At 73.2% G+C, this 15,204-nt stretch carries 11 protein-coding genes; 3 read left to right on the top strand and 8 right to left on the bottom strand.

The window, feature by feature from the left end:
* Positions 1-45 precede the first annotated feature (45 nt).
* Positions 46-681 carry an MSMEG_1061 family FMN-dependent PPOX-type flavoprotein gene (locus ACSBPG_RS07100; RefSeq protein ID WP_435536431.1) on the top strand — a complete coding sequence of 212 codons (636 nt, stop codon included), beginning with the start codon at positions 46-48 and terminating at the stop codon, positions 679-681.
* An 11-nt stretch (positions 682-692) separates the two neighbouring features.
* On the opposite strand, the gene recN is transcribed toward ACSBPG_RS07100, so the two are convergent.
* Positions 693-2,402, bottom strand: coding sequence for a DNA repair protein RecN (gene recN / locus ACSBPG_RS07095; RefSeq protein ID WP_435536430.1), 1,710 nt, complete (start codon positions 2,400-2,402; stop codon positions 693-695).
* Positions 2,369-3,187: an outer membrane protein assembly factor BamD gene (locus tag ACSBPG_RS07090; RefSeq protein ID WP_435536429.1), complete on the bottom strand. Its 819-nt coding sequence runs from the start codon at positions 3,185-3,187 to the stop codon at positions 2,369-2,371. The genes recN and ACSBPG_RS07090 overlap by 34 nt, the downstream gene beginning before the upstream one ends.
* Positions 3,188-3,379: 192 nt before the next feature.
* Between ACSBPG_RS07090 and ACSBPG_RS07085 the strand changes: the two genes are divergently transcribed.
* Positions 3,380-4,180, top strand: coding sequence for a hypothetical protein (locus ACSBPG_RS07085; RefSeq protein ID WP_435536428.1), 801 nt, complete (start codon positions 3,380-3,382; stop codon positions 4,178-4,180).
* A 210-nt stretch (positions 4,181-4,390) separates the two neighbouring features.
* Positions 4,391-8,611, top strand: coding sequence for an ATP-binding protein (locus ACSBPG_RS07080; protein WP_435536427.1), 4,221 nt, complete (start codon positions 4,391-4,393; stop codon positions 8,609-8,611).
* Positions 8,612-8,722: 111 nt separating this feature from the next.
* Here the strand turns inward: ACSBPG_RS07080 and lpxC are convergent, their stop codons facing one another.
* The 6 genes from lpxC to ACSBPG_RS07050 all read right to left on the bottom strand — a co-directional run bounded on the left by lpxC (position 8,723) and on the right by ACSBPG_RS07050 (position 15,202).
* Entirely contained in the window at positions 8,723-9,661 is a 939-nt protein-coding gene (gene lpxC, locus ACSBPG_RS07075; RefSeq protein WP_435536426.1) for a UDP-3-O-acyl-N-acetylglucosamine deacetylase, read from the bottom strand.
* Positions 9,662-10,034: 373 nt separating this feature from the next.
* Positions 10,035-11,732: a cell division protein FtsZ gene (ftsZ, locus tag ACSBPG_RS07070; RefSeq protein ID WP_435536425.1), complete on the bottom strand. Its 1,698-nt coding sequence runs from the start codon at positions 11,730-11,732 to the stop codon at positions 10,035-10,037.
* A gap of 174 nt (positions 11,733-11,906) precedes the next feature.
* Positions 11,907-13,175 (bottom strand): cell division protein FtsA, encoded by a 1,269-nt coding sequence (ftsA, locus tag ACSBPG_RS07065; protein WP_435536424.1) that lies wholly within the window; start codon positions 13,173-13,175, stop codon positions 11,907-11,909.
* Positions 13,176-13,203: 28 nt separating this feature from the next.
* Entirely contained in the window at positions 13,204-14,130 is a 927-nt protein-coding gene (locus ACSBPG_RS07060; RefSeq protein WP_435536423.1) for a cell division protein FtsQ/DivIB, read from the bottom strand.
* Entirely contained in the window at positions 14,115-15,044 is a 930-nt protein-coding gene (locus ACSBPG_RS07055; RefSeq protein ID WP_435536422.1) for a D-alanine--D-alanine ligase, read from the bottom strand. Before ACSBPG_RS07055 ends, ACSBPG_RS07060 begins: the two co-directional genes overlap by 16 nt.
* Positions 15,041-15,202 carry a hypothetical protein gene (locus tag ACSBPG_RS07050; protein WP_435536421.1) on the bottom strand — a complete coding sequence of 54 codons (162 nt, stop codon included), beginning with the start codon at positions 15,200-15,202 and terminating at the stop codon, positions 15,041-15,043. The genes ACSBPG_RS07055 and ACSBPG_RS07050 overlap by 4 nt, the downstream gene beginning before the upstream one ends.
* Between the last annotated feature and the right edge of the window lie 2 nt (positions 15,203-15,204).

Raw genomic sequence — 15,204 nt, 5'->3', positions numbered from 1 at the left:
GATAGACTAACAACGTTAGTTTTCTTCGTGGAAGGTTGCACGACGATGCCCGACACTCCCGATCCCCACCGCGTCACGACCGCCGACGAGCTCCGCACCTTGTACGAGATGCCGTCGGAACGGATCGTGAGGATGAAGTTCCCGGCCATGGACGACCACGTCGTCCGCTTCATCGCCGCCGCACCCCTGGTGTTCTTCGCCACCCGCGGGCCCGGCGGCGTGGACAACTCGCCGCGCGGCGGCGAGCCCGGCTTCGTCCACGTCATCGACCGCCGGCACCTGGCGATCCCCGACTGGCCCGGCAACAACAAGCTGGAGAGCATGGGCAACCTGCTGGACTCCGACGGCGCCTGCGGCCTGGTGTTCCTGGTGCCCCACCAGGACGCCTTCCTGCGTGTCAACGGCACCGCCACGCTGACCCGCGACCCGGCTCTCCTCGCCCGCTTCGAGACGCAGGGGCGGCGGCCCAAGCTGGCGCTCCGGGTCGCCGTGGAGGAGGTCTATTTCCACTGCGGCAAGGCGCTGCGCCGCTCCCACCTGTGGGCGCCGGACCGCTGGCGGGTGCCGGCCGACCTGCCCAGCGTCGGCACCATCGTCCGCGACCAGGGCCGGATGACCGAGATGTCGGCGGAGGAGCTGGACCGCCACTACCAGCAGGCGCTGGAGACCGAGCTGTACTGAGCGGCCGCCGCCTACGCCCGCCCGGCGATCAGGCTGTCCGCGGCGGCGCGGGCCTCGGCGGTGACGGTGGCGCCGGACAGCATGCGGGCGATCTCCTCGCGCCGCTCCTCGCCGTCCAGCACGGCGACGCTGGTGGTGACGTGCTCGCCCTTGACCGCCTTCTGCACCTTCAGGTGGACGGCGCCGCGCGCCGCCACCTGCGGGCTGTGGGTCACCACCAGCACCTGGAGCGCGTGGCCCAGGCGCGCCAGGCGCTCGCCCACGGCGGCGGCGACGGCGCCGCCGATGCCGGTGTCCACCTCGTCGAACACCAGGGTGCCGACGGTGCCGGTCTGTGCCAGCACCACCTTCAGCGCCAGCATGAAGCGGGCGAGCTCGCCGCCCGAGGCGATCTTGTTGATGGGGCCGGGCGCGGCGCCGGGGTTGGTGGCGACCTGGAAGGCGACGCGGTCGATGCCGGCCGGGCCCCAGTCGGCCTCCTCCTGCGGCTCCACCAAGGTGTGGAAGCGCGCCTTCTCCATCTTCAGCGGCGCCAGCTCCGCCGCCACCGCCTTGTCGAGCCGGCCGGCCGCCTTGCGCCGTTCGCCGCTCAGCGCCTCGGCGGCCTTGGCGTAGGCGGCGCGCGCCGTCTCCGTCTCGCGCGCCAGCCGCGCCAGCAGGTCGCCCTGGTCCTCGATCAGCAGCAGCCGGCGGGCGAAGTCGTCGCGCAGGGCGGCCAGGGCGTCGACCTCCACCGCGTGCTTGCGGGCGGCGGCGCGCAGGGCGAACAGCCGCTCCTCCAGCTTCTCCAGGGCACCGGGGTCCATGTCGATGTCGGCCGAGGCCGCCTGCAGCGCGCCCGCCGCCTCCTCCGCCTCGGCCGCCGCCCGGTCGAGCGCGGCGATCACCGGATCGAGCCGGCCGCCGGCCTTGTCGGCGATGCGCGTCAGGGTGCGGGCGGCGCTGGCCAGCAGGCGCTCCGCGCCGCGTTCGCCCGACAGCTCGGCGAAGGCCTGGTTCATCGCCTCGACCACCTTCTCGCGGTGCATCAGCACGGCGCGGGTCTCGGCCAGCTCCTCCTCCTCGCCGGGCTTGGGGGCGAGCGCGTCCAGCTCGGCCACGGCGTGGCGCAGGTACTCCTCCTCGGCGCGGGCGCGGGCGATCTCGGCGGCGGCGCCGGCGCGGGCATCCTCGACCTGGCGCCAGGCGCGGTGCGCCGCGGCGACCTGGGACGCCCGCGTCTCCAGCCCGGCGTAGGCGTCGAGCAGGCCGCGGTGGGTCTGCGGGTTGAGCAGCCCGTGGGTGTCGAACTGGCCGTGCACCTCGACCAGCTCCTCGCCCAGGCGCTTGAGCAGGGCGACGCCGACGGCCTGGTCGTTGACCCAGGCGCGGCTGCGGCCGTCGGCGCTGACGGTGCGGCGCACCACAAGCCGCTCCTCGGCGTCGAGCCCCTGCTCGCGCAGGACCTCGAGCGCCGGGTGGTCGCCGGCCAGCTCGAACTCGGCGGTCACCGAGGCCTGGTCGGCGCCGCGGCGGACCAGCCCGGAATCGGCGCGGGCCCCCAGCGCCAAGCCCAGCGCGTCGAGCAGGATCGACTTGCCGGCGCCGGTCTCGCCGGTCAGCACGCCCAGGCCGGAGCGCAGGTTCAGCACCAGCCGCTCGATCAGGACGACGTCCCGGATCGTCAGGGCGACCAGCGTCGAGCGGCCTAGAACAGGGAGTTCCAGGCTTTGCTGATCCACGAGTTCTCGTTCCTCTCCGGGCGGACGTTCGCGTCGACCAGAAGCGCGTAGCTGTCGAGATACCATTCGCTGCCGGGGAAGTTGTGGCCCAGGACGGCGGCTGCGGTCTTCGCCTCGTCGACGACGCCGAGGGCGAGGTAGCACTCGACGAGACGATGCAGCGCCTCGGGCACGTGGGACGTCGTCTGGTACTGCTCCACCACCGTGCGGAAGCGGCCGATGGCGGCGGTGCACTGGCCCTGGTTCTGGTAGAAGCGGCCGACCTCCATCTCCTTCCCGGCGAGGTGGTCGCTGGTCAGGTCGATCTTCAGCTTGGCGTCGCGGGCGTAGTCGGTGCCGGGGAAGCGGCGCACCACCTCCGACAGCGCGTTCAGGGCCTGGCGGGTCATCCGCTGGTCGCGCCGCACGTCGGTGATCTGCTCGTAGTAGCTGACGGCGCGCAGATAATAGGCGTAGGCGACGTCCGGGTTGCCGGGGTGGAGCTGGATGAAGCGGTCGGCGGCCAGGATGGCGTCGTCGTACTTCAGGTCCTCGTAATGGGCGTAGGCCGCGCGCAGCTGCGCCTTGGTCGCCCAGGTCGAGTAGGGGTGCTGGCGCTCCACCTCGTCGAACAGCTGGGCGGCGGTCTGGTAACGGCCGTCCTTCATGGCCGCCTCGGCCTCCTGGAAGATGGATTCGGCCGGCCGCTCGACATACTCCGGCTCGTCGGGTGTGCTGGAGCAGGCCGCCAGCGCCAGCGCGACCAGGAACGCCGCGAGCGGCGTGCGGAAGGGGGGAACGCGCATCGGTCTCATGAGGCTCGGGAAAGGTGGCCCCTATATAGCACGGCGCCAAGGGCCCGCCACAAGGAGGATGAAAGAGCGCCGCGGAATCGCCCCGACACGTGCGCCGCCGGCGCAGGAGTGCACCTCGTGGCCCGTATCACCATCACCGAGCGACGAAGGGTCGGCGCTCGCCGCGAGGAAGGAGGCGGCACCATGGTGAGCAGCGTCGGTGGGTACGGCAGCGGCGGAACGGCGGCGATCCTGCAGTCGCTGCTGTCCCGCAGCGGCGACAGCGCGACGGTCCGCAAGACGGAGGCCCTCGAATCCGGGGACGCCGGGACGGCGTCGCTGGCCGCGCGGATGGTGTCCGACCTGGACAGCGACGGCAGCGGCGGCGTCAGCGCCGTCGCGTTCTCGTCGTTCGCCAGCCAGTTCGACGTCGCCGGCGCCGCGACCCTGCTGTCGGCCCAGGAGGAGAGCGCCGCCGGCTCGTCTCCGGCCGACGCGCTGTTCGCCAGCCTGGACGGTGACGAGGACGGGTCGATCAGCGCCGATGAACTGACCACCGCCCTGTCCGGCGACGACGACTCCGCCGCCGCCGCCGGCATGGCCGAAGAGCTGCTGGCCAGTCTCGACGGCGACGAGGACGGGGCGGTGAGCGAGGAGGAGTTGACGGCCGCCCTGCAAGAGGCCGCACCGCCGGCTCCGCCACCGCCGCAACGGGCCGATGGCTCGGCCACCGGCTCGGCGACCGGCTCGGCCGCCGGATCGGAGGAGGCGGCCGCTGCCACGACCGCCAGCGGCAGCGCCGCCGGCGGTGCCGGCGGTGCCGGTGGCGCCGCTTCCGCGACCAGCTACGATCCCCTCGACACCAACCAGGACGGCGTCGTGTCCTACGCCGAGCGGATGGCCGGCACGTCGTCCCAGGCCGGCTCCGTGTCCACCCTGTCCAGCCGGCTGGGCAGCGGTACGCTCGGCAGCCTCCTGCAGATGGTGAACGAGGTGGCGGCCTGACGGGGCCGCGCCGCCGGAACCGGCCGGCGCCTGCTCGGGCGTGCGCGCGACCCGGCGATCCAGTGCTTCGGCATTGTCGACGACATCAACGAGGAACTCGGCGCGATGGAGTGACGGACCCTATGACTTCCGTCGGTTATCCATCGCCGGGGTGGGAAACCCATCCGCGATTGCGGTAGCGTCGAGCCGCAATCGCTCGGTGGGAAACGGATGGGCCAGAACGGCGGTCACGGTGCGGCAGTGGCGGGCGCGGCGTCCCAGGCGTTTCTCGCGGGCGGCGGCGAGATGGGCGAGCGGATGCGGGCGTTCGACTGGGCGGCCACCTCCCTGGGGTCGTGCGAGGGTTGGCCGCAGAGCCTGAAGACGGCGGTGCGCATCATGCTCACCTCGCGCCAGCCGATCTGGATCGGCTGGGGGCCGGACCTGATCTTCTTCTACAACGATCCCTACAAGGCCATCATCGGCGGCAAGCACCCGCACGGGCTGGGGCGGCCCACCGCCGTGGTGTGGCGCGAGATCTGGCACGACATCGGGCCGATGCTGTCGCAGGCGATGACGGGCATCGAGGGCACCTACGTCGAGGGCCAGCTCCTGGTCATGGAGCGCAACGGCTATCCCGAGGAGACCTACTACACCTTCTCCTACAGCCCGATCCCCGACGACGACGGCAGCGCCGGCGGCATCATCTGCGCCAACACCGACGACACGCGCCGCGTGATCGGCGAGCGCCAGCTCGCCTTGCTGCGCGACCTCGCCGCCGGCACCGCCGACGCCCGCAACCGGCCGGACGTGTGCGCGCGCGCCGCCGCGGCGCTGGCGGGGGACCGGCACGACCTGCCCTTCGCGATGATCTACCTGAGCGAGCCCGGCGGCGGTGCCACGCTCGCCGGCGTGCAGGGGATCGGCCGCGACCATCCGGCGGCACCGCAGCGGCTGGAGTTCGGCGCCTCGGCGCCCTGGCCGATGCCCGAAAAGGCGCGCGGGGTCGAGGTGGTGGAGGGGCTGGCGGAGCGGTTCGCCGCACCCTTCCCGACGGGACCGTGGACGCGGCCGGCCGACCGCGCCGCGGTCCTGCCGCTGCCGGCCGCCAGCGAGACCGGGCAGGACGGGCTGCTGGTGGTCGGGCTCAACCCGTTCCGGCTGTTCGACGACGGCTACCGCGGCTTCCTCGACCTCGTCGCCGGGCAGATCGCCGGCGCCATCGGCAACGCCGACGCCTACGAGGGGGAGCGCCGGCGCGCCGAGGCGCTGGCCGAGGTCGACCGCGCCAAGACCGCCTTCTTCTCCAACGTCAGCCACGAGTTCCGCACGCCGCTCACCCTGATGCTGGGCCCCCTGGAGGAGGCGCTGGCCGATGCCGAGCGGCTGCCGGCCGCCGAGGTCGAGCGGGTGCGCATCGTCCATCGCAACGGCCTGCGGCTGCTGCGCATGGTCAACGCGCTGCTCGACGTCTCGCGCCTGGAGGCCGGGCGGGTGCAGGCGCGTTTCCAGCCCACCGACCTGGCGGCCCTGACCGCCGAGCTGGCGAGCAATTTCCGCTCGGCCACGGAGAAGGCCGGCCTCGCCCTGGTGGTCGACTGTCCGCCCCTGCCGCGGCCGGTCCACGTCGACCGCGACAGCTGGGAGAAGATCGTCCTCAACCTGCTGTCCAACGCCTTCAAGTTCACCCTGGAGGGTGAGATCGCGGTGGTGCTGCGGCCGGCCGGCGCCTCGGCGGAGCTGGTCGTCCGCGACACCGGCACCGGCATCCCGGAGCACGAGCTGCCCCGCCTGTTCGAGCGGTTCCACCGCGTCGCCAACGCCGCCGGCCGCAGCCATGAGGGCAGCGGCATCGGCCTGTCCCTGTCGCAGGAGCTGATCCGCCTGCACGGGGGCACCGTGCGGGTGGAGAGCGTCGTCGGCCGGGGAACCGCCTTCACGGTGACGATCCCCTTCGGCACCGCCCACCTGCCGCCCGAACTGGTGCAGGAGGGGGAGCCGGCGCCCGCGTCGTCGGGGCGCGCCGAGGCCTTCGTCGAGGAGGCCCTGCGCTGGCTGCCCGACGCGGCGCCGGCCGACGTCGCGCCCGGTGCGGCGCCGGAGGGCGCCGGGCCGCCGCCGGCCGGCCGGCCGCGCATCGTGCTCGCCGACGACAACGCCGACATGCGGGACTACGTGCGCCGCCTGCTCGCCGGCCGCTACGCGGTCGAGGCGGTCGCCGACGGCGAGGCGGCGCTGGCGGCGGTGCGGGCGGCGCGGCCCGACCTGCTCCTGACCGACGTCATGATGCCGCGCCTCGACGGCTTCGGGCTGGTGCGGGCGGTGCGCGGCGATCCCGCCCTGGCCGACCTGCCGATCATCCTGCTGTCGGCGCGGGCCGGCGAGGACGAGAGCATCGAGGGCTTCGAGGTCGGCGCCGACGACTATCTCGTCAAACCCTTCTCGGCGCGCGAGCTGGTGGCCCGCGTCGGCGCCACCCTGGAGCTGGCGCGGGTGCGCCGGCAGGCGGCCGAGGCGGTGCGCGAGAGCGAGGCGCGGTTCCGCCATCTCGCGGACAACGCACCGGTACTGGTGTGGGCGACCGAGCCCGACGGGCGCTGCAGCTTCCTGTCGCGCTCCTGGTTCGAGTACACCGGCCAGACCTCCGACGAAGGGCTGGGATTCGGCTGGCTGGACGCCGTCCATCCCGAGGACCGGCCGCGCTCCGCGGAGATCTTCGGCGAGGCCAACGCCCGGCGCGCCGCCTTCCGCCTCGAATACCGGCTGCGCCGGGCCGACGGCCGCTACCGCTGGGCGATCGACGCCGCCGCACCGCGCTTCGCCGAGGACGGCACCTGGCTCGGCTACATCGGGTCCGTGCTCGACGTGCACGAGCGCACCGAGATCCTCGAGCGCCTGCGCGACAGCGAGCGGCGCTTCCGCGACATGGCCAACGCCATGCCGCAGCTCGTGTGGACCGCCGACGCGACGGGGCACGTCGACTTCTACAACGACCGCGTCGGTGCGTATGCGGGCCTGTCCGACGGCGGCGACGAGCACTGGACGTGGGCCCCCGCGCTGCATGCCGACGACCGCGCCGCGACCCTGGAAGCCTGGAACCGGGCGGTCGCCACCGGCGAGCCCTTCCAGATGGAGCACCGGGTGGCCCAGGCCGGCGGCGGCCACCGCTGGCACATCAGCCGCGCCATCGCGACCCGCGACACCGCCGGCGCCGTCGTGCGCTGGTACGGCACGGCGACCGACGTCCATGACCTGAAGGCGGCGCAGGAGGCGCTGCGCACCGTCAACGCCGGCCTCGAGCGCCGGATCGAGGAGGCGGCGGCCCAGCTCGTGCAGATGCAGAAGATGGAGAGCATCGGCCGCCTGACCGGCGGCATCGCCCACGACTTCAACAACCTGCTGATGGCGATCCTGACCAGCCTGGAGGTGGTCAAGACGCGGTTGCCCGCCGGCGACGCCCGCCTGCCCAAGCTGATCGACAACGCCATGCAGGCGGCCCACCGCGGCGCCTCGCTGACCCAGCGCATGCTGGCCTTCGCCCGCAAGCAGGAGCTGAAGCCGGAGCCGGTCGCCATTCCCGAGCTGGTGTTCGGCATGACCGAGCTGCTGACGCGGTCGCTCGGCCCCCAGGTTCGCATCGACACCCGCTTTCCCGTGGGCACGCCCAAGGCGCTGGTCGACGCCAACCAGCTCGAGATGGCGATCCTCAACCTGGCGGTGAACGCGCGCGACGCCATGCCCGACGGCGGCACCCTGACCATCGCCGCCGAGGCGACGCCGGAGGGCTTCGTGCGTCTCGTCGTCGGCGACACCGGCGTCGGCATGGACGAGGCGACGCTGCGCCGTGCCACCGAGCCCTTCTTCACCACCAAGGGCGCCGGCAAGGGCACCGGGCTGGGGCTGTCGATGGTGCACGGCCTGGCGGCCCAGTCCGGCGGCCGGTTCGTCCTGCGCAGTGCGCCCGGCGCCGGCACCACCGCCGAGATCCTGCTGCCGGTCGCCCGCAGCGAGGCGTGGGCGCTGGCCAAGCCGTCACCGCCGCCGGCGCCGGAGCCCGGCGGGGCGGACGGCCGCCGGCTGACCGTGCTGGTGGTCGACGACGACCCGCTGGTGCTGATGGGCATGGTCACGGTGCTGGAGGCGCTGGGCCACGACCCCGTGCGCGCCGGCTCCGGGCGGGAGGCGCTGGAGCTGCTGGCCGACGGCTGCGCCGTCGACGTCGTGGTCACCGACCAGGTGATGCCCGGCATGACCGGCATCCAGCTCGCCACGGCGATCCGCGGCCAGCGTCCCGACCTGCCGATCGTGCTGGCGACCGGCTACGCCGAACTGCCCGACGGCGCCCACCGCGCCTTCTCCCAGCAGCTCCGCAAGCCGTTCCGCCCGAACGAGCTGGCGCTTGCGCTCGCCCGCGCCGCCGAGTCGCGGAGCACCGGGACGGACCGAGCGTAGCGTCGGGCGCCGGCCGGCGCCAAACAAAACGCCCTCCCCGAGCGAGGGGGAGGGCGGTTCCGAGTTTGGGGAGGAAGCGGAAAACTCAGGCGGAAAACTCAGGCGGAAAACTCAGGCGACGGCCAGCGCCGGGCGGGCGGTCCAGCCCTGCAGCAGCGCGGCCGGCGTCTCGTAGCACCAGGCGCCGCTGTCGGCGAACAGGGCGCGCAGCAGCTTGTTGTTCAGCGCGTGGCTGGAGCGGCAGCCGTGGAAGTGGCCGAGGATCGGCGCGCCGGCGAGGTAGAGGTCGCCGACCGCGTCGAGGATCTTGTGGCGCACGAACTCGTCCTCGAAGCGCAGGCCGCCCTCGTTGAGGACGCGGTCGCGGTCGATGACGATGGCGTTGTCCAGCGAGCCGCCGAGCGCCAGGCCGGCGCGGCGCATGGCGTCCACCTCGTGCAGGAAGCCGAAGGTGCGGGCGCGGGCGATGTCCTGGCCGAAGGCGCCGGGAACGAGGTCGAAGCTGGCGCTCTGGCGCGCCACCACGGCGTTGTCGAAGTCGATCTCGAAGCTGTAGGTCGAGCCCTCGCCGGGCACCAGGCTGGCGGACTTGGAGCCCTCGGTCACGGCGACCGGCCTGAGGATGCGGATGGCGCGGCGCGGAACGGCCTGCTCCAGGCGTCCGGCGCGCTCGATCATCGCCACGAAGGGGGCGGAGCTGCCGTCCATGATCGGCACCTCGCCGGCGTCGAGGGACACCACCGCGTTGTCGATGCCGCAGCCGGCCAGCGCCGCCATCAGGTGCTCCACCGTGCCGACACTGGTGCCCTCGGCGTTGGCGATCACCGTGCACAGGCGGCTGTCGGCCACCGCGTCCCACCGCGCCGGGATCTCGGCGGCGGCGGCGCCGCGCTTGTCCGTGCGCACGAAGAGGATGCCGCTGCCGGCCTCGGCCGGAGCGATGGTCAGGGACACCGTCGAACCGGAATGGAGGCCGACGCCGCTGCTGTGAATGGCGCTCCGCAGCGTGTGCTGGAACAGCCCGTTCGAGGTGGCGCGGATGTGGGTCACGGCTCTTTCCCTGTCTTTATTCCGTCGCTGCCGGCGTCTTGCGTCGTCGCTGGTTGCGTCGTCGCTGGGGCCGCCGGCGTGTCTCGCGCGGGTCGCGTCGCTGCACGACCACGGTTATGGGGTACCACCGGCCCAGGGCGAGAACAAATCACTCTTTATTACGAAATGTTGCAACGCGACGGAGGCCGCGCGGTTCCGGTGAATACTTGTTGGATGCCCAAACGAAAAGAGCCTCCGGTCCGCCGAGTCGGCGAGCCGGAGGCCTGAGTCTCAGGGAAGGTTGTGAACCCGCCAGCCCGGCGGGTGCCGGTGCTGGCGGGGTCCTTTGGAGGAAGGACCTCGGGTGGCGGCCGCGATCGCCGCGGCCGCCGGATCAGTTGGCCTGACGGCGCAGGAAGGCCGGGATGTCCAGCACCTCCTCGTCGTGCGGCGCCATCTTGGGCTGGGCCGTGGCTTCCAGGCCGACGCGCGGCGCCGGCTGCGCTGCCGGGGCCGGGACGGCCGGAGCCGGGGCGGCCTCGGCGGTGTCGTCGCGCCGGCGGCCGAGGCCGGTCACCAGGTTGAACAGCGAGGTGCGCTTGCGCGGCGCGTCATGGTGGACCTCGACGGCCGGCGCCGGGGCCGGACCGGCGGTCAGGGCCGGGCGCGGGCCGGGATCGGCCGGCTTCGGCGCGATGAAGTGACCGTCGCGGCGCTCCGCCGTCACCGGGCCGGCGGCCGGACGGGGGGCCGCCGGGGCCGCCTGCACCGCCACCGGGGCGGCCGGCTGCGGCGCCGGCTGGACCGGCTCCGCGTAGGCCTGCGGGTGGGCCTGCGGGTGCGCCGGCGCCTGCGGCGCCTCGGGCTGGGGCACCGGGGCCTCGAGCGCGAAGGCGGTGGCGGCGGTGGCGATGGGCTGGGCCTTCAGCGCCTGGGTGGCCGCGGCGGCGGCCCCCAGGCCGGCGCTGGCGGTGGCGGCGGTCGGCGCCGCCGGCGCCGCCGGAGCCGCGACCGGGGCGGCCGCCGGCGCGGCGGCCGACAGACCCGGCAGGCCGGCCGGCTTGCGGGTGCGGTCGGACACCACCGACAGGCTGACCGGCTGGGCCGGGCGCGGGCTGGCCATGGCGGCGGCGTCGATGCCGGTGGCGACCACCGACACCCGCATGGTGCCCTCCATGGAGCTGTCGAAGGTCGAGCCGAAGATGATGTTGGCGTCGGGGTCGACCTCGTCGCGGATGCGGTTGGCCGCCTCGTCGACCTCGAACAGGGTCATGTCGTAGCCGCCGGTGATGTTGATGAGGACGCCGCGCGCCCCCTTCATCGACACGTCGTCGAGCAGCGGGTTGGAGATGGCCGCCTCGGCCGCCTCGATGGCGCGGCGCTCGCCCATCGCCTCGCCGGTGCCCATCATCGCCTTGCCCATCTCGGTCATCACCGAGCGGATGTCGGCGAAGTCGAGGTTGATGAGGCCCGGCATCACCATCAGGTCGGTCACGCCGCGCACGCCGGAATGCAGCACGTCGTCGGCCATCTTGAAGGCGTCGGCGAACGTCGTCTTCTCGTTGGCGATGCGGAACAGGTTCTGGTTCGGGATGATGATCAGGGTGTCGACGTACTGCTGCAGCTCGGCGATGCCCTGCTCGGCCAGGCGCATGCGGTGCGCGCCCTCGAAGTGGAAGGGCTTGGTCACCACGCCGACGGTCAGCAGGCCGCGCTCGCGCGCGCAGCGGGCGATCACCGGGGCCGCACCGGTGCCCGTGCCGCCGCCCATGCCGGCGGTGATGAACACCATGTTCGCCCCTTCGAGGTGCTGGGCGATCTCCTCGATCTGCTCCTCGGCGGCGGCGCGGCCGACGTCGGGCTTGGAGCCGGCGCCGAGGCCGCGGGTCACCGTGTTGCCGAGCTGGATGCGCTTCTCGGCCAGGCTGCCCTTCAGCGCCTGGGCGTCGGTGTTGCCGACGACGAAGTCGACCCCTTCCAGGTTCGACTTGATCATGTTGCTGACGGCGTTGCCGCCGGCGCCGCCGACGCCGAAGACGGTGATGCGCGGCTTCAGCTCGGGCTCGATCTGGGGAATGGAAACGTTGATCATGTTAGCCTCCACAACCTTCCAATGTCTTTGATCGCTCTGTCGTTCAGACGCCGGTTGTTTCCGGCGGTTTGGCAATGACGTGTTCCGGCAGTTCTGATCCCGCCGCTCCATCCCCTTCGTTCTCGAAGAGGCGGCGGGACGCCAGGAAGACGCGTTCGGCGGCGGGAGTCCCCATCACAGGTTCTCCCGCAGCCAGAGGCCGACGCGGCCCCACAGGCCCGACGCGTGGACGGTCTCGTGACCGGCCACCGGCAGTTCGGCGGGGTGACGCACGGCGTGAAGCAACAGCCCGGCGGCGGTGGAGAACGCCGGACCGCCGGCGGCGTCGGCCAAGCCCGCGATGCGGGTCGGCCGGCCGAGCCGGACCTGCTTGTCGAGGATGAGCTGGGCCAGTTCGCGCGTGCCGGGGAGCTGGCTGGCCCCGCCGGTGAGCACGACCCGCCGCCCGGCCAGCTTGGCGAAGCCGGACTGTTCGAGACGGGAGCGGACCAGCTCGAAGATCTCCTCCAGGCGCGGCTGGACGATGCGCACCAGCAGCGAGCGCGGCACCTGGTTGGTGTGCCCGCGCTCCTCCTCGCCCACCTGGGGGACCTCGATCATTTCGCGCTCGTCGGCGGCGCTCGCCATGGCGCTGCCGAAGAGCGTCTTCATGCGCTCGGCGTGGACCACCGGGGTGGTCAGGCCGCGCGCGATGTCGTTGGTGACGTGGCTGCCGCCCACCGGGATGCAGTCGGTCCACACCATGTTGCCTTCGAAGAAGACCGAGATGGTGGTGGTGCCGCCGCCCATGTCGATGCAGGCGACGCCCAACTCGGTCTCGTCCTCGACCAGGCAGGCGAGGCCGGAGGCGTAGGGGCTGACCACCTGCGCCTCGATGTCGAGATGGCAGCGCGCCACGCAGGTGTGCAGGTTGCGCACCGCCCCGGCCGAGGCGGTGATGACGTGCACCTGCACGCCCAGCCGGTCGCCGTACATCCCCTTGGGGTCGCGGATGCCGCGGTTGCCGTCGAGCATGAAGCCCACCGGGATGGCGTGGATCAGCGCCTGGTCCGGGCCGATCTGCAGGGCCCGGGCGTGGGCCATGGCGCGCCGCACGTCGCTGGCGGTGACCTCCTGGCCGGGCACCGAGACCTCGGCGTTGAAGGCGTGGGAGGTGGGATAGCCGCCGGACACGTTGACGACGACGTCGCGGATCGTCTCGCCGGCCATCTGCTCGGCGGCGTGCACGGCGGCGCCGATCGAGGTCTCCGCCGCCTCCATGTCGATGATGGCGCCGGCGCGCACGCCGGCGGCGAGCTGGTGGCCCATGCCGACCACGCGCACAGTGCCGGCGTCCTCCACCCGCGCGATGAAGCAGCACACCTTGGTGGAGCCGACGTCCAGCGCCGCGACGATGCCACCGCGGGTCGGGCGCTTCGGCTTCTTGCCGCCACTGAAGCCCATGCTCAAGTCCCCCTGGCCTCGTTGCCGCTCATGTCCTGTTCCCCGTCTTCTTCTTGCGGCCGTCCTCCGGCACGGCGGCCGTCGGCGTCTGCAGGACCATGCGGTCCGGCATCCGCAGGTCGATGGCGACGATGTCGCGGGCCAGCAGACGGTGGCTGGCGTCGAGCTCGGCGAGCTGGTGCAGCGCCGTCTCCATCGCCTCCTCCGGCAGCTTCACCAGGACGCCGTTGTCCAGCTTCAGGTCCCAGCGCCGGTCGCCGACCCAGGTCGCCGCGGTCACCCGCCTGTGCAGGGCCGGCACCGATTCCAGCGCCGCCAGCAGGCCCGGCACCTGGGCCGGCGCGTCGGCGCCGACGACGTGGGGCAGGGTCTCGATGCGCTTGTTGCCGCGGCTCGCCATCTCGGTGGCGTCGGCCAGCGGCCGGCCGTCGCGGTCGATCACCGTGAACCGGCGGTCGTGCTGCCAGATCGCCATGGGATGGCGTTCGGCGAGGCGCACGAACAGGATGTCGGGCAGGCGGCGCTCGACCGTGGCCGCCGCCACCCAGGGCAGGGCCTCCAGCCGTGCCTTGGCGGCGTCCAGGTCGATGGCGAGGATGGCCTCGCCGCGCTGCACGCCGAGCGCCGCCAGGACCGCCTCCGGCTCGGTCTCCTCGCGGCCTTCGACCAGCACGTCGGAGAGCGCGAATCCGGCGTCGGCGGTCATCGCCACCACCGACCGCTGCACGCCGTCGGCGGCGGCGGCCAAGGTGCCGGCCTGCCACATCCAGAAGGCGGCGCTGAACAGCCCGGCCACCGGCAGCATGGTCAGGCCGGTGCGCAGCGCCGGCCGGGTCCAGCGCGGCCAGGCGCGGCGGCGGTTGCCGCGCTGGGCGGCGTTCGCCATGGCGCGCGGCGGCGTCGGCGTGTCGCCGCGCGGCCGCGGCCGGGGCGGGGCGGTCAGACGGGCTGGCATGCGGCGTCCTCCACCATCCAGCCCACCAGGGCGCCGTAGGAGATGCCGAGATGGGCGGCCTGCTCGGGCACCAGCGACAGCGGCGTCATCCCCGGCTGGTTGTTGATCTCCAGGAAGTACAGCCCCTCGGTGCCGGGCCGGCGGTCGTCCCAGCGGAAATCGCTGCGCGACACGCCACGGCACCCCAGCGTCTCGTGGGCGAGCAGCGCAACGCGCTTGGCCTCCTCGGCGACGGCCTCCGGGATGGGGGCCGGCAGGACGTGGCGGGCGTGGCCGGCGGTGTACTTCGCGGTGTAGTCGAAGACCTCGGCGGTGAACTCGATCTCCGTCACCGTCAGGGCGCGGTCGCCGAGGACGCCGACGGTCAGCTCGCGGCCGGGCACGAACTCCTCCACCAGCACCCGCTCGCCGAAGGTCCAGCCGTCGCCGACCGGGGAGTTCTGGCCTTCGCGCACCAGGGTGACGCCGACCGTCGAGCCCTCGTCCACCGGCTTGACGATGTAGGGGGCCGGCATGGGGTGGGCGCCGCCGGTCAGCTCGCCGCGGCGCAGGATCACGCCCTTGGGCGAGCGCACGCCGACGGTCTCGAGCACCCGCTTGGTCATCGCCTTGTCCATGGCGATGGCCGAGGCGAGCACCCCGGAGTGGGTGAACGGGACGTCGAGGAACGCCAGCACGCCCTGGATCGTGCCGTCCTCGCCGCCGCGGCCGTGCAGCGCGTTGAAGATCACGTCGGGCCGGGGCGTCAGGGCGGCCAGCAGCCCGTCGAGATCGCGCTGCACGTCGACCGCGGTGACGGAGTAGCCCTCCTCCTCCAGCGCCTTGACGATGGCCGCACCGGACACGAGCGAGACCTCCCGCTCGGCCGACCAGCCGCCCATCAACACGGCGACGTGCTTGCGCGGCTGCGTCATTTCCCGTTCTCCCGGCTGGCGCGCATCGGCCACGCCCCGGCGCGGCGCGGCAGGTGGGGGCGGCGCGGCAGGGCGCGGTGCGGCCGCTCCGGCTCCAGGGTGGCGGCCGCCTCCTCCAGGAGGCGCTCGATGCGCTCGTCGCGCGTGCCGTGAACCATGA

Origin of the sequence: Azospirillum sp. ST 5-10 (genome assembly GCF_051225715.1) — a bacterium.
Classification (GTDB): domain Bacteria; phylum Pseudomonadota; class Alphaproteobacteria; order Azospirillales; family Azospirillaceae; genus Azospirillum.
This window is presented reverse-complemented; position numbering and strand designations above follow the sequence as displayed.